Annotated in this window: 19 protein-coding genes and 2 tRNA genes; 14 read left to right on the top strand and 7 right to left on the bottom strand. The window is 60.1% G+C overall.

The window, feature by feature from the left end:
- Positions 1-37: 37 nt before the first annotated feature.
- From HXW87_RS10005 to HXW87_RS09990, 4 genes are all read left to right on the top strand, one after another.
- A tRNA-Met gene (locus tag HXW87_RS10005) sits at positions 38-114 on the top strand.
- Between the two features lie 209 nt (positions 115-323).
- A tRNA-Met gene (locus HXW87_RS10000) sits at positions 324-400 on the top strand.
- Between the two features lie 279 nt (positions 401-679).
- Positions 680-3319 carry a bifunctional lysylphosphatidylglycerol flippase/synthetase MprF gene (gene mprF, locus HXW87_RS09995; RefSeq protein WP_047292010.1) on the top strand — a complete coding sequence of 880 codons (2640 nt, stop codon included), beginning with the start codon at positions 680-682 and terminating at the stop codon, positions 3317-3319.
- Entirely contained in the window at positions 3319-4611 is a 1293-nt protein-coding gene (locus HXW87_RS09990) for an AcvB/VirJ family lysyl-phosphatidylglycerol hydrolase (protein ID WP_239778842.1), read from the top strand. The genes mprF and HXW87_RS09990 overlap by 1 nt, the downstream gene beginning before the upstream one ends.
- Before the next feature lie 194 nt (positions 4612-4805).
- Here the strand turns inward: HXW87_RS09990 and HXW87_RS09985 are convergent, their stop codons facing one another.
- A complete protein-coding gene (locus tag HXW87_RS09985; RefSeq protein ID WP_179294938.1) occupies positions 4806-4967 on the bottom strand; it encodes a hypothetical protein in 162 nt (53 codons plus the stop codon).
- A gap of 356 nt (positions 4968-5323) precedes the next feature.
- On the opposite strand from HXW87_RS09985, the gene HXW87_RS09980 reads away from it, so the two are divergent.
- Positions 5324-5650 (top strand): DUF3077 domain-containing protein, encoded by a 327-nt coding sequence (locus HXW87_RS09980; RefSeq protein ID WP_047292006.1) that lies wholly within the window; start codon positions 5324-5326, stop codon positions 5648-5650.
- A gap of 78 nt (positions 5651-5728) precedes the next feature.
- Here HXW87_RS09980 and HXW87_RS09975 read toward each other — a convergent pair whose 3' ends face one another.
- On the bottom strand, positions 5729-7630 hold the full coding sequence (locus HXW87_RS09975; RefSeq protein WP_047292004.1) for a potassium transporter Kup: 1902 nt from the start codon (positions 7628-7630) through the stop codon (positions 5729-5731).
- A 289-nt stretch (positions 7631-7919) separates the two neighbouring features.
- On the opposite strand from HXW87_RS09975, the gene rimO reads away from it, so the two are divergent.
- From rimO to tsaA, 5 genes are all read left to right on the top strand, one after another.
- Positions 7920-9257 (top strand): 30S ribosomal protein S12 methylthiotransferase RimO, encoded by a 1338-nt coding sequence (gene rimO, locus HXW87_RS09970; protein ID WP_239778841.1) that lies wholly within the window; start codon positions 7920-7922, stop codon positions 9255-9257.
- A 200-nt stretch (positions 9258-9457) separates the two neighbouring features.
- On the top strand, positions 9458-9931 hold the full coding sequence (locus tag HXW87_RS09965; RefSeq protein ID WP_047292000.1) for a GNAT family N-acetyltransferase: 474 nt from the start codon (positions 9458-9460) through the stop codon (positions 9929-9931).
- A gap of 157 nt (positions 9932-10088) precedes the next feature.
- Positions 10089-10799: an rRNA pseudouridine synthase gene (locus HXW87_RS09960; protein ID WP_182403988.1), complete on the top strand. Its 711-nt coding sequence runs from the start codon at positions 10089-10091 to the stop codon at positions 10797-10799.
- Between the two features lie 72 nt (positions 10800-10871).
- Positions 10872-11339 (top strand): DUF1456 family protein, encoded by a 468-nt coding sequence (locus HXW87_RS09955; protein WP_047291996.1) that lies wholly within the window; start codon positions 10872-10874, stop codon positions 11337-11339.
- 9 nt (positions 11340-11348) lie between these two features.
- Positions 11349-12047: a tRNA (N6-threonylcarbamoyladenosine(37)-N6)-methyltransferase TrmO gene (gene tsaA / locus HXW87_RS09950; protein ID WP_239778840.1), complete on the top strand. Its 699-nt coding sequence runs from the start codon at positions 11349-11351 to the stop codon at positions 12045-12047.
- 177 nt (positions 12048-12224) lie between these two features.
- Here the strand turns inward: tsaA and fpr are convergent, their stop codons facing one another.
- The gene (gene fpr / locus HXW87_RS09945) at positions 12225-13004 is read right to left on the bottom strand and encodes a ferredoxin-NADP reductase (RefSeq protein ID WP_003222277.1); all 780 of its coding nucleotides are present in this window, start codon (positions 13002-13004) and stop codon (positions 12225-12227) included.
- A gap of 132 nt (positions 13005-13136) precedes the next feature.
- On the opposite strand from fpr, the gene HXW87_RS09940 reads away from it, so the two are divergent.
- Positions 13137-14063 carry a LysR family transcriptional regulator gene (locus tag HXW87_RS09940; RefSeq protein ID WP_007964377.1) on the top strand — a complete coding sequence of 309 codons (927 nt, stop codon included), beginning with the start codon at positions 13137-13139 and terminating at the stop codon, positions 14061-14063.
- On the opposite strand, the gene HXW87_RS09935 is transcribed toward HXW87_RS09940, so the two are convergent.
- Both HXW87_RS09935 and erdR read right to left on the bottom strand, forming a co-directional pair.
- Positions 14060-14422, bottom strand: a complete 363-nt coding sequence (locus HXW87_RS09935; protein WP_042607041.1) for a diacylglycerol kinase — start codon at positions 14420-14422, stop codon at positions 14060-14062. The two genes, HXW87_RS09940 and HXW87_RS09935, sit on opposite strands and share 4 nt — an antisense overlap.
- A gap of 74 nt (positions 14423-14496) precedes the next feature.
- Positions 14497-15147, bottom strand: a complete 651-nt coding sequence (erdR, locus tag HXW87_RS09930) for a response regulator transcription factor ErdR (RefSeq protein ID WP_041072218.1) — start codon at positions 15145-15147, stop codon at positions 14497-14499.
- On the opposite strand from erdR, the gene HXW87_RS09925 reads away from it, so the two are divergent.
- Positions 15140-15298 (top strand): hypothetical protein, encoded by a 159-nt coding sequence (locus tag HXW87_RS09925; RefSeq protein WP_155416796.1) that lies wholly within the window; start codon positions 15140-15142, stop codon positions 15296-15298. The two genes, erdR and HXW87_RS09925, sit on opposite strands and share 8 nt — an antisense overlap.
- 72 nt (positions 15299-15370) lie before the next feature.
- On the opposite strand, the gene HXW87_RS09920 is transcribed toward HXW87_RS09925, so the two are convergent.
- Positions 15371-16117, bottom strand: coding sequence for a tRNA-uridine aminocarboxypropyltransferase (locus tag HXW87_RS09920; protein ID WP_239779147.1), 747 nt, complete (start codon positions 16115-16117; stop codon positions 15371-15373).
- A 190-nt stretch (positions 16118-16307) separates the two neighbouring features.
- Here HXW87_RS09920 and HXW87_RS09915 point away from each other — a divergent pair, with 190 nt between their 5' ends.
- Positions 16308-16733, top strand: coding sequence for a PA3611 family quorum-sensing-regulated virulence factor (locus HXW87_RS09915; protein WP_041072220.1), 426 nt, complete (start codon positions 16308-16310; stop codon positions 16731-16733).
- Here HXW87_RS09915 and HXW87_RS09910 read toward each other — a convergent pair whose 3' ends face one another.
- Entirely contained in the window at positions 16734-16928 is a 195-nt protein-coding gene (locus HXW87_RS09910) for a hypothetical protein (RefSeq protein ID WP_041072222.1), read from the bottom strand.
- 358 nt (positions 16929-17286) lie between these two features.
- Between HXW87_RS09910 and HXW87_RS09905 the strand changes: the two genes are divergently transcribed.
- A complete protein-coding gene (locus HXW87_RS09905) occupies positions 17287-18405 on the top strand; it encodes a TIGR00730 family Rossman fold protein (RefSeq protein WP_239778839.1) in 1119 nt (372 codons plus the stop codon).
- The last annotated feature ends 20 nt before the right edge of the window (positions 18406-18425 follow it).

Raw genomic sequence — 18425 nt, 5'->3', positions numbered from 1 at the left:
CACCTCGCCGTTCGCCTGTAGAATGCCGCCACACAGACGCGGGATGGAGCAGTCTGGTAGCTCGTCGGGCTCATAACCCGAAGGTCGTCGGTTCAAATCCGGCTCCCGCAACCAAACATCAAAAAAGGCTACTCGAAAGAGTGGCCTTTTTTGTGCGCGTCTGTTTTTCAATCAAACGCGCAGCCGAGCGAGCAGGAATTCGTTGCATTTCCGAAACTTACCGTTGCGCTGCGACCGTTTGACGCAAATTCACACTTATTTGACCCTTTACGGGATTAGCGGTTGACACCTCGCCGTTCGCCTGTAGAATGCCGCCACACAGACGCGGGATGGAGCAGTCTGGTAGCTCGTCGGGCTCATAACCCGAAGGTCGTCGGTTCAAATCCGGCTCCCGCAACCAAACATCAAAAAAGGCTGCTCGAAAGAGTGGCCTTTTTTGTATCTGTGGAAAAAGTCCTTTCGCAACAATGATCTGTCACGCTGCAGTGAAACGCTCAGGATCATCAGACCCGCCCGGTTGCGACTATGCTTGAGTCGCAGGCAAGACGTCTGCAATCCATGACCCGCCCTCGCCGATCCCGGATGAGAGGCGTAGTATTTTGTGATTATTTTTTTCTACAGGGATTGGTAACTTGGCTGGATACCTCCATCCTGTCGCGCACAATCCAAGAGGTGATTGATGCGCGCCAACTCGTCTGATTCACAAGACACCGTCACAGCAGAACATCCGATCAAACCCGAGCGCCTGCGCTTGCTGGATCGGTTGAGCAAATACCGCCAGCCGATCGGTCTGGCGGTCACGTTGCTGCTGTTTGCCATTGCGCTGATTGCCTGCCGCCATCTGCTGAGCGAACTCGATCTCTACGCCCTGCATGACTCGATCCTGGCCGTGCCGAAACCGGCCCTGCTGGGAGCCGTGAGTGCGACGGTGGTCGGCTTCATCATATTGCTCGGCTACGAATGGTCGGCCAGCCGCTATGCTGGCGTGGCCTTGCCGCCGCGCACCCTGGCACTGGGCGGCTTCACCGCGTTTGCGATTGGCAACGCCATCGGCCTGTCGCTGCTGTCCGGCGGCTCGGTGCGCTACCGTTTATATGCACGACATGGTCTGGGGGCGTCGGAAGTCGCGCACATGACGCTGTTCGCCAGCCTGTCGCTGGGTTGTGCCCTGCCTCCGCTGGCCGCCCTCGCGACCCTGAGTGACCTGCCCGCCGCCTCCACTGCATTGGGTTTGTCAGAAGGCCTGCTCGGCACGATCGCCGCGGTGGTGCTGGGGCTTGGCGCGATTCTGGCCGTCGGCATCTATCGCCGCCGCCTGCCGGAACAGCCTTACCGCGACAACCTGCTGGTCAGGGTCGGTCGCCGCACATTGCGCCTGCCGGGCCGGCGCCTGACCTTCCTGCAACTGATCATCACCGCCCTCGACGTCGCCGCCGCCGCCACCGTGCTCTATCTGCTGCTGCCGGAAGCCCCGCCGTTCGGCGCCTTCCTGCTGGTGTACCTGCTGGCCCTGGCCGCTGGCGTCCTCAGCCATGTACCGGGAGGTGTCGGGGTCTTCGAAGCGATCCTGCTCGCCGCGTTCGCCGATACCCTCGGGGCCGCGCCACTGGCCGCCGCCCTGCTGCTGTATCGCCTGATCTACGTGGTGCTGCCGCTGCTGGTGGCCTGCCTGTTTTTGCTCATCAACGAAGGCCAGCGCCTGTTCCAGACCCAGACCATGCGCGCCGCGTCCGGTCTGGCCGCGCCGATTCTGGCGGTGCTGGTGTTTCTGTCCGGCGTGGTGCTGCTGTTTTCCGGTGCCACCCCGGAGATCGATACGCGCCTTGAACACATCGGGTTTCTGATTCCGCATCGGCTGGTCGACGCCTCGCACTTCGGCGCCAGCCTGATTGGCGTGTTGTGTCTGTTGCTCGCTCAGGGCCTGCGCCGTCGCCTGTCGGCCGCGTGGATGCTGACCACCATTCTGTTGCTGGTCGGCGCCCTGCTCTCGCTGCTCAAAGGCTTCGACTGGGAAGAAGCCACGCTGATGACGCTCACCGCGGCGCTGCTCGGGGTGTTCCGCCGTTCGTTCTATCGTCCGAGTCGCCTGACCGAATTGCCGTTCTCGCCGCTGTATCTGGTGGCCAGCCTGTGTGTATTGGGCGCTTCGACCTGGCTGCTGCTGTTCGCCTATCAGGACGTGCCCTACAGCCATCAACTGTGGTGGCAGTTCACCCTCGACGCTGACGCCCCGCGCGGCCTGCGCTCGCTGCTCGGCGCGGCGGTGCTGTTGCTGGTGATCGCCCTGACCTGGCTGCTGCGCACCGCACGCCCGGTGATTCATCTGCCCACCCCGGACGAACTGGATCGCGCCGCGAAAATCCTGATGGCCTCGTCGCAACCCGATGGCGGTCTCGCCCTGACCGGTGACAAGGCGCTGCTGTTTCACCCCAACGACGAGGCGTTCCTGATGTACGCCCGTCGCGGCCGCAGCCTGGTGGCGCTGTACGACCCGATCGGCCCCGGCCAGCAGCGTGCCGAGATGATCTGGCAGTTCCGCGACCTGTGCGACATCCATCACACCCGTCCGGTGTTCTATCAGGTACGTGCGGAAAACCTGCCGTACTACATGGACATCGGCCTGACCGCGATCAAGCTCGGCGAAGAAGCCCGGGTCGATCTGCATCGCTTTGACCTGGAGGCCAAGGGCAAGGAGATGAAGGACCTGCGCTACACCTGGAACCGTGGCACCCGCGACGGTCTGTCGCTGGAGATCCATGAGCCGGGCCAGGCGCCAATGGATGAGTTGAAAGAGATCTCCGATGCGTGGCTGACCGGCAAGAACGTGCGCGAGAAAGGCTTCTCCCTCGGCCGTTTCAGCGACGATTACCTGAAGCATTTCCGCATTGCGGTGATTCGCTTCGAAGGCCGCCCGGTGGCGTTCGCCAACCTGCTCGAGACTTACAGCCATGACCTGGCCAGTCTCGACCTGATGCGCTCGCACCCGGACGCCCCCAAGCTGACCATGGAGTTCCTCATGGTCGGCCTGATTCAACACTATAAGAGTCACGGATACGCGCGCTTCAGCCTGGGCATGGTGCCGTTGTCGGGGTTGCAACCCCGGCGAGGTGCACCGCTGACCCAGCGTCTGGGCTCGATGGTCTTCCGCCGTGGTGAGCAGCTGTACAACTTCCAAGGCTTGCGCCGCTTCAAAGACAAGTTCCAGCCTGACTGGGAACCCCGTTATATGGCAGTGCCCGCCGGACTCGATCCGCTGGTGGCGCTGGCCGATACTGCTGCCCTGATCGCGGGCGGCTTGACTGGATTGGTGAAACGCTGATGATTCAACGCTCCCTGAAGTACATCCTGGCCGCACTGATCGTGCTGGCCGTGATTGCCGGCGGCGGTTACTGGTACCTCAAACGCCCGGCACCGCAACCGACACTGCAACCACTGACGGCTGCCGACGGCACGGTCATGACCCGCGTCATTCCCGGCACCCAGCCCAAGGCTCAGGTGCTGGTCGCGGTCAATGACGACCAGAAGCTGACCGACAACCAATTGAGCACCCTGAGCCGCAGCGCCTCGGCGCAGATCGTTCAGGTGATTCTGCCCAAGGACTGCCTGCAACAGAGCCGCGCCCTGCAAACCGGCCTGCGCGAACTGAATGGCCCGGCCACGCTGGTCAGCGGGATCGGCCCTGGCGCGGTACTGGCCTGGCGCTGGTTGTCCGAGCAGAAGGACGACAAGGCCCAGGCCATCTCGGTTGACCTGGCCCTGGAAAAACCTGGCTGCACCCACCTGCTGCCGAAATCCGCGGCCCACGGCCACTGGCTGGTGGCGTGGAACGACAACCCGGACGACACCAGCGCCGGTTTCGTGCGCGATCAACCGAACGCCGAAACCAGCATCAGCGACTACGACATCAACCTGCCGCAAGTGCTGAACAACGAACTGCGCAAGATCCTCGTCGGCGGCGACAAGGCCAACGGTGGTCTGGCGATCCCGGTGGTTGAAGTGCCGGCCGGTCAGGCCAAGGACACCGTGACCCTGTTCCTTTCCGGTGATGGCGGCTGGCGCGACCTCGACCGCGACGTGGCCGGCGAGATGGCCAAGATCGGTTACCCGGTGGTCGGCATCGATACCCTGCGCTACTACTGGCAGCACAAGAGCCCGGAGCAAAGCGCGCTGGACCTGACCGAGCTAATGCAGCACTACCGCCAGAAATGGGGCACCAAGCGCTTCATCCTCACCGGTTACTCGTTCGGTGCCGACGTCCTGCCGGCGATCTACAACCGCCTGCCGGACACCGAGCAGCAGCGCGTCGACGCCATCATCCTGCTGGCCTTCGCCCGCACCGGCAGCTTCGAAATCGAAGTCGAAGGCTGGCTCGGCAACGCCGGCAAAGAAGCCGCCACCGGCCCGGAAATGGCCAAGCTGCCAGCGGCCAAAGTGGTGTGCATCTACGGCGCCGAAGAGACCGACGAGAGCGGCTGCACCGACAAGACTGCGGTGGGCGAAGCAGTGAAACTGCCTGGTGGCCACCACTTCGACGAGAACTACCCGGCGCTGGCCAAAAGTCTGGTGGACTTGATAGAAAAGCGTCAGAGCAAGGATCAGCCGGCAGAGTGATCTGAGCTGATAAAAAAGCCCCCGCAGCCTCACGGTTGCGGGGGCTTTTTACATTCCAGCCTCCAGCTAAATTCCCTGTGGGAGCGAGCTTGCTCGCGAATGCGGCGGGTCAGTCAACAGATTCGCCGGCTGACACTACGCCTTCGCGAGCAAGCTCGCTCCCACAGGGGAATTGCGCTGGACTCAAGTAATCATTAGCCCCGGCAGGCGTATCTTGCCCGCATATCGTAATGGCTGATCGCTTGAGCCGGATCGAAGTTGATCAATCGCTCCATAGCTTGCGCTTCAATCCGAAGGTTCTCGAGATCATCCTGCTTTTCTTGTTTCGATGATTCCGTCATACGCGTCTCGCTCATTTGCACACGCCAGTTCGTGTCAGACGTTTAGTATCGTTTACTTCCAGTTTCGCAATATCAGATGACGCCCACAGACCTTGTAGGCAAACTCCGAAACTCGTGTTCGGGCGCTTTGCGGCTCTATTGCGCGGTTTTTTGACGAGATACTCTCCGGACGTCGCTGACCCATTCAGCGATCGGGTGTGGTAACCCGGAGAAACCAGCGCAAGAGCCCGCTCATCGAGTAATGGCGGCTGTGCGTGGGACGCTTTCGAGCGTGCCGGTTTCCTTGGTTCCCGGTTTACCACCCCGCGTACAGTTGCCTCCCTTTCGTGTGGTAACGAAAGTCACGGCACTTCGAACCAAGGAGTAACACGATGACCGAAACTGATCTGCACGGACCCGCAAACGTTAAAACCATCGGCTGCACCCCCTTCCTCTACCACTCGGATCAAGCGTTCTTCAACGTCCGCGCCGGCATCCCGATCATCGATGCCCTGTCCCAATCTTCCGACCTGCTGTCCCTCGCCAAATCCTTCGCCGAGGACGCTGCCTTCATCAAAGACACCGACCGCCATGCCTGGGCTGCGCATTACCTGACGGTGATGGGCAAGGCTTTGCTTGATGATGTGATCCAGGCATTGATACCGCGACCTGCGCGCACGAAGACCGAGTCTGAAACAGAGATACCTGAAAGCCTGTAGAGGTTTAAAGAAGTTGCCGCCCACAAAAAAGCCCCCGCCAGCCACAAGGCTGACGGGGGCTTTTCAGTGGATGTAGAACTACATCTCCACCTGCGTCCCCAGTTCAATCACCCGGTTGAGCGGCAGATTGAAGAACCGCAGGTTGCCGTTGGCATTTTTCAACATGAACGCAAACAGCGCCTCGCGCCAGCGGGCCATGCCTTCGAGTTTCGAGGCGATCACCGTTTCGCGGCTGAGGAAGTAGGTGGTGCGCATCGGGCTGAAGTCCAGTTCCTCCAGGTGACACAGTTTCAGCGCCTGCGGCACGTCCGGCTCGTCGGTGAAGCCGAAGTGCAGGATCACCCGGAAGAAGCCTTCGCCGTGGGCCTCGACTTCGAAGCGTCGCGATGGCGGCACGCGCGGGATGTCTTCGTAGACCACGGTCAGCAGCACCACTTGCTCGTGCAACACCTGGTTGTGCAGCAGGTTGTGTAACAAAGCGTGCGGAACGGCGTCGGAACGCGCGGTGAGGAACACCGCAGTGCCCTGCACGCGGTGCGGCGGTTGCACGCGGATGCTGCTGATAAAGATCGGCAGCGGCAGCGCGCCTTCATCCAGGCGCTCGACCAGCAATTGCTTGCCGCGCTTCCAGGTGGTCATGAGCACAAACAGCGCAATACCGGCGATCACCGGGAACGCACCGCCCTGCACGATTTTCGGCACGTTGGCGGCGAAGTACAAACCGTCCACCAGCAGGAAACCGATCAACACCGGCACCGCGAGAATCGGTGGCCACTTCCACAGCAGCAGCATGACAGCCGACACCAGAATGGTCGTCATCAGCATCGTGCCGGTCACCGCCACGCCGTAAGCCGAGGCCAGTGCACCTGAGGATTCGAAGCCGAGCACCAGCAGCACTACGCCGACCATCAGCGACCAGTTCACCGCGCCGATGTAGATCTGGCCTTGTTCATCGCTGGAAGTGTGCTGGATGTACATGCGCGGGATGTAGCCGAGCTGGATCGCCTGACGGGTCAGGGAAAACGCACCGGAAATCACCGCTTGCGAAGCGATCACCGTGGCCAGGGTCGACAGCCCCACCAGCGGAATCAGTGCCCAGCTCGGTGCCAGCAAGTAGAACGGGTTACGTGCCGCTTCCGGGTTTTCCAGCAGCAGTGCGCCCTGACCGAAGTAGTTCAGCACCAGCGCCGGCAGCACCAGCAGGAACCACGCACGGGCAATTGGCTTGCGGCCGAAGTGGCCCATATCGGCGTAAAGCGCTTCAGCACCGGTCAGCGCCAGTACCACCGCGCCGAGGATCGCCACGCCCATGCCGGCGTGCACCATGAAGAAACGCACGGCCCAGACCGGGTTCAGCGCATGCAGCACTTCCGGGTAATGGCTGATGCCATACGCCCCAAGGGCGCCGAGCACCAGGAACCAGGTGACCATGATCGGCCCGAACAGAATGCCGATCCGCGCCGTACCGTGGCTCTGGATCAGGAACAAGCCGACCAGCACCACCAGCGACAGCGGCACCACCCAGTGGTCGATGCCGTCGAACGCGAGGCCCAGGCCTTCGATCGCCGACAACACGGAAATCGCCGGGGTGATCATGCTGTCACCGTAAAACAGCGCCGCGCCGATCAGCCCGCAAACCACCAGCAACGAACGCAACCGCTTGCGCTTGCCCGCCGCACGACGTGCCAGTGCGGTGAGCGCCATGATGCCGCCCTCGCCCTGGTTGTCGGCGCGCAGGACGAACATCATGTATTTGATTGAAACGACCCAGATCAGCGACCAGAAGATCAACGACAGAATGCCCAGCACTCCATCGTGATTGACGGGTACGCCGTATGCGCCGGAAAACACTTCTTTGAGGGTGTACAACGGGCTCGTGCCGATGTCGCCGTAAACCACCCCGACTGCCGCGACCAGCATGCTCAGCGGTTTTGCAGCCGAATGCTCGGCGCCCGCCGCCTGACTACTTGCCTGACCCATCCAACACTCCTGATTCTCAAACCGGCTTCTTTGAATGAAGCACTATGCTTTATGGTGCAGCATGCGCTGTTTTACCTGTTGTTACAGACGTTTTGTTGACTGTAAAAAATTGGTAAAGCTCAACGGCGCGAAGCATAGCGCAGCACTCGTCGTATTTCCCTGCATAAAGCTGGTCAAGTGCGTTGCTCATCGCTAGAATTGCGCACTTTTTGATCAGAGGCGCACCCTGAGCGCCCGTCCGTCGACTTTTCCGTACGGCAAGCGACGTCACAAAACACCGAGGTTAGACATGTCCACCACTCCTGCGCCGGCCAATCCAAAGGTTGGCTTTGTATCTCTGGGTTGCCCGAAAGCACTGGTCGACTCCGAGCGCATCCTGACCCAGCTGCGCATGGAAGGCTATGACGTGGTGTCCACCTATCAGGACGCCGACGTGGTGGTGGTCAACACCTGCGGTTTCATCGACTCGGCCAAGGCTGAATCGCTGGAAGTGATCGGTGAAGCGATCAAGGAAAACGGCAAGGTCATCGTCACCGGTTGCATGGGCGTGGAAGAAGGCAACATCCGCGACGTACACCCGAGCGTGCTGGCCGTGACCGGTCCGCAGCAGTACGAGCAAGTGGTCAACGCGGTGCACGAAGTGGTGCCACCGAAACAGGACCACAACCCGCTGATCGACCTGGTGCCGCCGCAAGGCATCAAGCTGACCCCGCGCCACTACGCGTACCTGAAAATTTCCGAAGGCTGCAACCACAGCTGCAGCTTCTGCATCATCCCGTCGATGCGCGGCAAACTGGTCAGCCGTCCGGTGGGTGATGTGCTCGACGAAGCCCAGCGCCTGGTCAAGTCCGGCGTCAAAGAGCTGTTGGTGATTTCGCAAGACACCAGCGCCTACGGTGTCGACGTGAAATACCGCACCGGGTTCTGGAACGGCGCGCCGGTGAAAACCCGCATGACCGAACTCTGCGAAGCGCTGAGCACCTTGGGCGTGTGGGTGCGTCTGCACTACGTTTACCCGTACCCGCACGTTGACGAGCTGATCCCGCTGATGGCCGCCGGCAAGATCCTGCCGTACCTGGACATCCCGTTCCAGCACGCCAGCCCGAAAGTCCTGAAGGCGATGAAACGCCCGGCGTTCGAAGACAAGACCCTGGCGCGGATCAAGAACTGGCGTGAAATCTGCCCGGACCTGATCATCCGTTCGACCTTCATCGTCGGCTTCCCGGGCGAAACCGAAGAAGATTTCCAGTACCTGCTCAACTGGCTGACCGAAGCCCAGCTCGACCGCGTCGGTTGCTTCCAGTATTCGCCAGTCGATGGCGCGCCGGCCAATGACCTGGACCTGGAAGTGGTCCCGGACGACGTCAAGCAAGATCGTTGGGAGCGGTTCATGGCGCACCAGCAGGCGATCAGCTCGGCACGCCTGCAAATGCGCATCGGCCGCGAGATCGAAGTGCTGGTGGACGAAGTCGACGAGCAAGGCGCCGTCGGCCGCTGCTTCTTCGATGCCCCGGAAATCGACGGCAACGTGTTCATCGACAACGGCAGCAACCTCAAGCCGGGCGACAAGGTCTGGTGCAAGGTGACTGACGCTGACGAATACGACCTGTGGGCTGAGCAGATCTAAACACCGCACACCCGTAGGCGCTGCCGAAGGCTGCGATCTTTTGATCTGAAAAGATCGCAGCCTCGTTTCACTCGACAGCTCCTACAGGGATTGCGCTGATATCAAAAGCCCCGCTCTTTTTACGAGATGCGGGGCTTTTTTACGGCTATTGTTTGCTGTGGGAAGGAATCCCGCTTATCCACTGGAAAGAGGCGACGGGCATGCGTCAGCATTCGGTCATTCACACGCCGAAACTTAGCGACTATCAGGAACTGACCCGGGTCTGGGAGGCCTCGGTCCGCGCGACCCATGATTTTCTGCCGGACAGCTACATCGAATTGCTGCGTAATCTGGTGCTCACCCGTTACCTGGATGCGGTGATGCTGATCTGCACCAAGGATCATCAGCAGCGCATCACCGGATTCGCCGGGGTCGCGGCGGGCAAGATCGAGATGCTGTTCATCGATCCCGCGCATCGCGGTCAGGGGCTGGGCAAGCAGTTGCTGAATTACGCCATGCAACATCTGAATGCCGATGAACTGGACGTCAACGAACAGAACCCGCAGGCGCTGGGGTTTTACTTCAAACAGGGTTTTGAAGTGATCGGCCGCTCGGAAGTCGACGGCATGGGCCAGCCGTACCCGCTGCTGCATATGCGCCTGCGCCAGAGCCAGCAGCGCTCCAGCCATGCCTGACACACCACAATCCCACTGTAGGAGCTGCCGAAGGCTGCGATCTTTTGCTTTGTGAAGATCAAAAGATCGCAGCCTTCGGCAGCTCCTACAAATGGAACCGGGCTTAACCGGCGCCAGGCAGGTACAATGCCCACCCCTTTTTTGTTACGGCCCTGTCATGACTGACCCGATTCGCCTCTCCAAACGCCTCATCGAACTGGTCGGTTGCTCCCGCCGGGAGGCCGAGCTGTTCATCGAGGGCGGCTGGGTCACCGTGGACGGCGAAGTGATCGACGAACCGCAGTTCAAGGTCGGCGACCAGAAGGTCGAACTCGACAAGGACGCCAAGGCCACCGCGCCGGAGCCGGTCACGATTCTGCTCAACGTGCCGGCCGGTATGGCCGTCGACACCGCCATGCAATCGCTCAGCGCCGACACCCTCAGCGAAGAGCACCGCTACGGCAAACGGCCGTTGCGCGGACACTTCCTGCGTCTGACCGCCAGCGCCGACCTGCAGCCCAAGGCCAGTGGCCTGCTGGTTTTCACCCAGGACTGGAAAGTGCTGCGCAAACTGACTGCCGATGCGGCCAAGATCGAGCAGGAATACGTGGTCGAGGTCGAAGGCGACATGGTTGCCCACGGCCTCAATCGCCTGCAGCATGGTCTGACCCACAAGGGCAAGGAGCTGCCGCCGGTCAAGGCCAGCTGGCAGAACGAAAACCGCCTGCGCTTCGCCATGAAGAACCCGCAGCCGGGGATCATCGCGCAGTTCTGCGAAGCGGTTGGCCTGAAGGTCGTCGGCATCCGCCGCATCCGCATCGGCGGCGTGTCGATCGGCAAGGTACCAGTCGGCCAATGGCGCTACCTGTCCGGCAAAGAGAAGTTCTGACACCTCTGTTGCCGCCACACATTCCGGCAGCGTGCCTGCGCGTTGCCCACAACGATTATCAGGATGACCCACATGATTCATAACGACGTATTGCGTAGCGTGCGCTACATGCTCGACATCAGCGACAAGAAAGTCGTCGAGATCATCAAGCTCGGCGGCATGGACGTGGAGCTGAAAGACGTCGTCGCGTACCTCGACAAGAAAGAAGAAGACGAAGAAGGCTTCGTGCGCTGCCCGGACGAGGTCATGGCGCACTTTCTCGATGGCCTGGTGATCTTCAAACGTGGCAAGGACGAAAGCCGTCCGCCGCAGCCGATCGAAGTGCCGGTGACCAACAACATCATTCTGAAGAAGCTGCGCGTGGCTTTCGAACTGAAGGAAGACGACATGCACGCGATCCTCAAGGCTGCCGAGTTCCCGGTGTCCAAGCCTGAGCTGAGCGCGCTGTTCCGCAAGGTCGGCCACACCAACTACCGCCCGTGCGGCGATCAGTTGCTGCGCAATTTCCTCAAGGGCCTGACCCTGCGCGTTCGTGGCTGATCACGCAACATGACTTACAGCGTCTCCCCCATTGGCTTTGTGCGCTCCTGCTTCAAGGAGAAGTTCGCCATCCCGCGCCAGCCACAACTGGCCCCCGCCGCTCGTGGTGTGCTGGAGCTGGTGGCGCCGTTCGATCAGGGTGACGCGGTGCAAGGGCTGGAGCAGATCAGCCATGTCTGGCTGCTGTTCCTGTTTCATCAGGCGCTGGAAGAAAAACCGCGCCTGAAAGTGCGCCCACCGCGTCTGGGTGGCAACAAGTCCATGGGCGTATTCGCCACCCGCGCCACTCACCGTCCCAATGGCATCGGTCAGTCGGTGGTAAAGCTGGACAGAGTCGAGGCGCATCGGCTGTTCATCTCGGGCATCGACCTGCTCGACGGCACGCCGATCCTCGACATCAAACCCTATGTGCCTTACGCCGACATCATCCCCGAAGCCTCCAACAGCATCGCCAGCGCCGCGCCACAGCTGATTGACGTGCAGTGGACGGACGCCGCGCTGCAACAGGCGCACGGGCATGCTCAGCGCCTTGACGAGCCACTGGTCGAGTTGATCGAGCAGTGTCTGGCGCAGGATCCGCGTCCGGCGTATCAGACGCCAGCACCGGAGCGCGAGTACGGTGCGCAGTTCTGGGATCTGGACGTGCGCTGGCATTACCCGACGCCGGAGCAGATTTGCGTGCTGGAAGTCATCCCGGCCAACACCTGAGACCTCGCTCAATGTAGGAGCTGCCGCAGGCTGCGATCTTTTGATTTTGCCTTTTCAAGATCAAAAGATCGCAGCCTGCGGCAGCTCCTACATGGATTGTGGCAGGCAGGAATGAAATATCTCGGGTATGAAAAAGCCCCCATTGCCTTCGCCGGCAATGGGGGCTTTTCGTGGGGCTTACTTCTCGACGAACGCACGCTCGATCAAGTAATCACCCGGCTCGCGCATCCGCGCCGAGATCTTCAGGCCGAAGCTGTCGAGCACTTCGCTGGTCTCGTCGAGCATGCTCGGGCTGCCGCAGATCATCGCGCGGTCGTCCTGCGGGTTGATCGGTGGCAGGCCGATGTCGCTGAACAGCTTGCCGCTGCGCATCAGATCGGTCAGACGGCCCTGGTTCTCGAACGGCTCGCGGGTCACGGTCGGGTAGTAGATCAGCTTGTCACGCAGCGCTTCACCGAAGAACTCGTTCTGCGGCAGGTGCTCGGTGATGAACTCGCGATAGGCGACTTCATTGACGTAGCGCACGCCGTGCACCAGGATCACTTTTTCAAAGCGCTCGTAGGTTTCCGGGTCCTGAATCACGCTCATGAACGGCGCCAGACCCGTGCCGGTGCTCAGCAGATACAGGTGCTTGCCCGGGTTCAGGTCGTCCAGTACCAGAGTGCCGGTAGGCTTCTTCGAGATGATGATCTCGTCGCCTTCCTTCAGGTGCTGCAACTGCGAAGTCAGCGGACCATCAGGCACTTTGATGCTGAAGAACTCGAGATGCTCTTCCCAGTTCGGGCTGGCGATCGAGTAAGCGCGCATAAGCGGGCGGCCATTTGGCTGTTGCAGGCCGATCATCACGAACTGACCGTTCTCGAAGCGCAGGCCCGGATCGCGGGTGCACTTGAAGCTGAACAGAGTGTCATTCCAGTGATGAACACTGAGGACACGCTCGTGGTTCATGTTGCTCATGTACGTGGGACTCCTGGATATTGGGTCTGCGCTCGCCTTGCGGCCGACAGTGCGCAATTGCAACGCATTCTAATAGCGACGACAATATCTGTTAACTGGATTATTAAGATAAGGGTTATCGGTTATATCGATATGCGATTTACTCTTCGTCAACTGCAAGTCTTCGTCGCCGTCGCCCAGCAGGAAAGCGTATCCCGTGCTGCGGGTCTGCTCAACCTCTCGCAATCGGCGGCAAGCACCTCTATTACCGAACTGGAGCGCCAGTCCAGCTGCCAGCTGTTCGACCGCGCCGGCAAACGCCTGAGCCTCAATGCTCTGGGCAAACAGCTGCTGCCGCAAGCGGTGGCCCTGCTTGATCAGTCCAAGGAAATCGAAGACCTGCTCAACGGCAAATCCGGTTTCGGCTCACTGTCGGTGGGTGCCACCCTGACCATCGGCAATTACCTGGCGACCCTGTTGATCGGCGGCTTCATGCAGCGCCATCCCGAAAGCCAGGTAAAGCTGCATGTGCAGAACACGGCCAATATCGTGCATCAAGTCGCCCACTACGAAATTGATCTGGGTCTAATCGAAGGTGACTGCAGCCACCCGGACATCGAAGTGCAGAGCTGGGTCGAAGATGAGCTGGTGGTGTTCTGCGCGCCGCAACATCCGTTGGCCAAACGCGGCAGCGCGACCATGGAAGAGTTGACGCACGAAGCGTGGATTCTGCGCGAACAAGGCTCCGGTACGCGGCTGACGTTCGATCAGGCCATGCGTCACCATCGCAGTGCGCTGAATATCCGTCTGGAGCTGGAGCACACTGAAGCGATCAAACGCGCGGTGGAATCAGGATTGGGGATTGGCTGTATTTCGCGGCTGGCGCTGCGCGATGCGTTTCGGCGCGGCAGCCTGGTGGCGGTGGAAACCCCGGATCTGGATCTGGCGCGGCAGTTCTACTTCATCTGGCACAAGCAGAAGTATCAGACGTCGGCCATGCGCGAGTTTCTTGATCTGTGCCGCGCTTTCACCGCCGGGGTGCAGCGCAGCGACGAGATCGTCTTGCCAAGTATCGCTTAAAGCAGAATCACCGCCCACACCAGGGCAATCATGCTCAGGGCCACGAATTGCGCGGCGCTGCCCATGTCCTTGGCGTTCTTGGACAGTGGGTGAAGTTCCAGGGAAATGCGGTCAATCGCCGCTTCTACTGCCGAGTTCAACAACTCGACGATCAGCGCCAGCAGGCAGACGGCGATCAGCACTGCCTGTTCGACGCGGCTGACATTCAGGAAAAACGTCAGCGGAATCAGCACCACATTAAGCAGCACCAGTTGGCGAAATGCCGCTTCGCCGGTGAAGGCTGCGCGCAGGCCGTCCAGCGAATAACCGGAAGCGTTGAGGATGCGTTTCAGGCCGGTCTGGCCCTTGAAAGGTGACATAAGGTAAAAACCAACCAGAAAGGAGTGGGAAAGCTAGAGCAACAAAAGTCAAAAAAGCGTGAAGACGCCAGCCTTTATTGGCTCGGAATTGACTCAAGTTGTTGCAGAAGTAATGCCGCCTGTGTCCGGGTGCGTACGTTCAACTTGCGAAAGATCGCCGTAACGTGAGCCTTGATGGTCGCTTCGGACACGTTCAGCTCATAGGCAATCTGCTTGTTCAGCAGGCCTTCGCAGACCATGGTCAATACGCGGAACTGTTGCGGAGTCAGGCTGGCAAGGCCGTCGCTGGCAGCTTTGGCTTCGGCGGAGACGCTGACCGCTTCGAACGCCTGCGGTGGCCAGAACACGTCGCCATCGAGCACCTTGCGCACGGCTTGCTGAATCATGCTCAGGTCGCTGGACTTGGGAATAAAGCCACTGGCACCGAACTCGCGGGACTTGACCATGACCGAGGCCTCTTCCTGCGCCGAGACCATCACCACCGGAATCTGCGGATATTGACCGCGCAGCATGACCAGACCGGAAAAGCCGAAAGCGCCGGGCATGTTCAGATCCAGCAGGACCAGATCCCAGTCGGACTTTTCGGTCAGGCGCGCTTCCAGCTCGGCGATGCTCGCCACCTCCACCAGTCGTACATCCGGGCCAAGGCCCAGAGTCACCGCTTGATGCAGTGCGCTACGAAACAGAGGGTGATCATCGGCAATCAGGATGTCGTATGTGGCCATTATTCAAATGATCCTGTTTTTGATGGCAGACCCGACGCATTCGGGCCTCGCCAAAGCAACTCAAGAGAGCGCTGCACAGCGCTATCCACAGGGGCACGTTCAACGCCAATCACAAGCAAACACGGCGTTTCAAACCTTGGCCGCACCCTAATCGGCGCCAAGCATGCCCAGCGAAGCCGGGGTGGTCAAGCAGCACCGCCGCCGCTGCGTGAAGTATGGGCCACTATGGCGCCAACACTGCCTGCGGCTTTCGTATATAAGGCAACAACTCGGCGTGGGCCGGGGTCGACTCGTTCATGTCCAGCTGTTGTTTGGCGCCCAGGTAATGCTGGCTGAACACATCGAAATACGCGTCCAGTGCCGAGGCCGCATCGCTGTCCCCCGCCAATTCGAGGCACAACGCCGCAACTTCGGCGGTGCACAGGTGTTCGCTACGGGAGGAGCGACGCAGGCGATAACGCGAGAGTCTGTCGGGCAACAGGCTGAGAATCGGCAAGCGATCGAAATACGGACTCTTGCGGAAGATCTTGCGCGCCTCGGTCCAGGTTGCATCCAGCAAAATGAACAGCGGACGCTTGCTGCAATCGACGGCGACGGTGTTGGTCACCCGTGACGGTTCTACGTATTCGCCAGGAAATACCAGGTACGGCTGCCATTGCGGGTCGTTGAGCAGCGCGAGCATCTGCGGGTCAGGCTCGGTGCGCGACCAGATGAACGCGTGGTTGTCGCGCACCACATCGGCAATCAGCCAGCCGGTGTTGCTCGGTTTGAACACTTCCTTGCCGGTCATGATCAGGCACACGCCGGAACGGGACTCGACCGTTGGTCGCCAGGCGCACAGGCAATGGCTGATGATCACCCGGCAGTCGCGGCAACGTTCGGAGCGAAAACCTCGGGCCTGAATCGGCTTGATGCCCTCGTCCTCGCGCTGGTCGCGCAAACGGGCTACAGCGTTGGGGGCATGTTTGATCACAGGCAACGCACCACAGCAGGAAAACTCGACACGCACAGCACTCGGCAAAGTAATAAAAGGCCGGCAGTTTACCAGAGCGGCGAGCGCAAACCTGTACCGTCCCGACCGGCTCCCCTATAATCCTGCGCCACTGAACGCACAGCCACAGGGCTGGTCGAACCACCAGTCACTGAATCAGGAGAGTTTCATGCTGCGCCTTATCGTTCCCACCGCCGCCATCGCGCTGGCGTTGTCCTTCAGCGCACAAGCAGCGTCGTTGAAAGAGCAGAATCTGAACAAAGAACTGCGCAACATCGCCGAACAAAGCAGCGTCGGTACGCCACGGGCGATCAACGAAGACATTCTCGATCAGGGCTACACCGTTGAAGGCATCACCCTGATCAACCACCTGAGCGTGCAGGCCAGCCACGCCGAAAAGATGCGCGCTGATCCAAAAGCGGTGTATTTCCAGCTGGGTGCTTCGGTGTGCAATAACCCGTCGTACCGCAAGCTGATGGCCAAAGGCGCGGTCATGCGTTACGACTTCACTGAATATAAAACCAACAAAGCCATCGGCTCGGCCAGCTATCAGGATTCCGATTGCCCGAAAGCGGCCCCGGCGAAGAAGAAGTAATCACCGGGTATTGGCGCGCCGCTGTTCATCCTCGGCGCGCAATTCGGCCACCAGGGCCTGTAAATAGCGTGAACGCCGTTCACCACCCGCCAGACGTCGGCAGCACTCCTCTTCGAGACTGACTTGATTGGCCTCGGCTGACGCTTTCAACATCCGATACAGCTGCGTATCGATTTCCAGAACCACTCTGGCCATCTATCCCGCCTCCTTGCCTGCTACCCGCGAATCCCTGAAAAGCGCGCACCCTGCGTACGTCGGCTGACTCCAAGCTGTCGTACAGTGCCTGTAAGTTAGTAAATCAGAGCGATTGCTCTACGGCGTACGTTCGGACGAGCGGTGAACATTCTTTGCCAATCGATACCCAAGGCCTGCCAGAAAATACTGCTCGGCGTAATGATCAACTCAGCGCAATGGCTCGCGAGGGTCTAGATTCAAAGTATTCCCGATCATCTGTTCACGGCAGGACAAGGAGCTGCCGAGTGTGTGTTTTTTTGCAGCGCGGCACTGACGCCGCACGTCAGGGCCACAAGCTCTGTGCAGAAGGAGACGTTGAATGCCTTACCAACCGAATGACCTGCTCAGCCGGCATTTTCAGGAACAACTTCCCGACCTCATCAACAAGGTCGAAGAACAACTCAACCAGGTTTCTCCCAACAGCCCGAACCTGCCGATCTATCGCGACATGATCCTGACCGTGCTGCGCATGGCCCAGGAAGATCACAACCGCTGGAACGCCAAGATCACCCTGCAGGCCCTGCGTGAACTGGAGCAGGCGTTCCGGGTGCTGGAACAATTCAAGGGGCGACGCAAGGTCACCGTGTTCGGCTCGGCACGCACGCCGGTCGAGCATCCTCTGTATGCAATGGCCCGGGAACTCGGCGCGGCCCTGACACGTTCAGACATGATGGTCATCACCGGCGCTGGTGGCGGAATCATGGCCGCCGCGCACGAAGGTGCCGGACGTGACCACAGCCTCGGGTTCAATATCACCCTGCCCTTCGAACAGCATGCCAACCCGACTGTGGACGGCACAGGCAACCTGCTGCCGTTCCACTTCTTCTTCACCCGCAAACTGTTCTTCGTCAAGGAAGCCGATGCGCTGGTGCTGTGTCCTGGCGGGTTTGGCACACTGGACGAGGCACTGGAAGTCCTGACCCTGATCCAGACCGGTAAAAGTCCGTTGGTGCCCGTGGTATTGCTGGATGTGCCGGGCGGTACTTTCTGGCAAAGCGCACTGGATTTCATTCGCCAGCAACTTGAAGAAAACCGCTACATCCTGCCCACCGACCTGAAACTGATGCGACTGGTCTATAACGTCGATGAGGCGGTGCAGCAAATCAACCAGTTCTATAGCAACTTCCACTCCAGCCGCTGGCTCAAGCGTCAGTTCGTTATTCGTATGCACCACAAGCTCAGCGACCAGGCATTGGCGCATATGCAGACGGCTTTCGCCGATCTGTGTCTGAGCGACCAGTTCCATCAACACGCCTACAGCGGTGAAGAACACGACGAAGCGCAGTACAGCCATCTGGTGCGGCTGGCGTTCGCCTTCAACGCCCGGGACCACGGCCGACTCAGGGAACTGGTGGATTACATCAACCTTCCGGAGAATTGGGCCCACAGCAAACCGCAGACCACACAACGCACGCGAGAACCCTCGAAGGTTATTTGAAGGCAAAAAAAAACGGCCCG

It is taken from the genome of Pseudomonas sp. Y5-11 (assembly GCF_022368695.1).
Lineage (GTDB): Bacteria > Pseudomonadota > Gammaproteobacteria > Pseudomonadales > Pseudomonadaceae > Aquipseudomonas > Aquipseudomonas parakoreensis.
The sequence above is the reverse complement of the archived record's forward strand: the minus strand, read 5'-3'. Positions and strand labels throughout refer to the sequence as shown.

Bases quoted from the DNA above. Each gene is read 5' to 3' on its own strand.
- HXW87_RS09990 (WP_239778842.1), top strand. From the start codon at position 3,319: ATGATTCAACGCTCCCTGAAGTACATCCTGGCCGCACTGATCGTGCTG.
- HXW87_RS09910 (WP_041072222.1), bottom strand. From the start codon at position 16,928: ATGGCCAGAGTGGTTCTGGAAATCGATACGCAGCTGTATCGGATGTTG.
- erdR (WP_041072218.1), bottom strand. From the start codon at position 15,147: ATGGCCACATACGACATCCTGATTGCCGATGATCACCCTCTGTTTCGT.
- HXW87_RS09905 (WP_239778839.1), top strand. From the start codon at position 17,287: ATGCCTTACCAACCGAATGACCTGCTCAGCCGGCATTTTCAGGAACAA.
- HXW87_RS09980 (WP_047292006.1), top strand. From the start codon at position 5,324: ATGACCGAAACTGATCTGCACGGACCCGCAAACGTTAAAACCATCGGC.
- fpr (WP_003222277.1), bottom strand. From the start codon at position 13,004: ATGAGCAACATGAACCACGAGCGTGTCCTCAGTGTTCATCACTGGAAT.
- HXW87_RS09915 (WP_041072220.1), top strand. From the start codon at position 16,308: ATGCTGCGCCTTATCGTTCCCACCGCCGCCATCGCGCTGGCGTTGTCC.
- tsaA (WP_239778840.1), top strand. From the start codon at position 11,349: ATGACTTACAGCGTCTCCCCCATTGGCTTTGTGCGCTCCTGCTTCAAG.
- HXW87_RS09985 (WP_179294938.1), bottom strand. From the start codon at position 4,967: ATGAGCGAGACGCGTATGACGGAATCATCGAAACAAGAAAAGCAGGAT.
- rimO (WP_239778841.1), top strand. From the start codon at position 7,920: ATGTCCACCACTCCTGCGCCGGCCAATCCAAAGGTTGGCTTTGTATCT.
- HXW87_RS09940 (WP_007964377.1), top strand. From the start codon at position 13,137: ATGCGATTTACTCTTCGTCAACTGCAAGTCTTCGTCGCCGTCGCCCAG.
- HXW87_RS09955 (WP_047291996.1), top strand. From the start codon at position 10,872: ATGATTCATAACGACGTATTGCGTAGCGTGCGCTACATGCTCGACATC.
- HXW87_RS09975 (WP_047292004.1), bottom strand. From the start codon at position 7,630: ATGGGTCAGGCAAGTAGTCAGGCGGCGGGCGCCGAGCATTCGGCTGCA.
- mprF (WP_047292010.1), top strand. From the start codon at position 680: ATGCGCGCCAACTCGTCTGATTCACAAGACACCGTCACAGCAGAACAT.
- HXW87_RS09935 (WP_042607041.1), bottom strand. From the start codon at position 14,422: ATGTCACCTTTCAAGGGCCAGACCGGCCTGAAACGCATCCTCAACGCT.
- HXW87_RS09960 (WP_182403988.1), top strand. From the start codon at position 10,089: ATGACTGACCCGATTCGCCTCTCCAAACGCCTCATCGAACTGGTCGGT.
- HXW87_RS09965 (WP_047292000.1), top strand. From the start codon at position 9,458: ATGCGTCAGCATTCGGTCATTCACACGCCGAAACTTAGCGACTATCAG.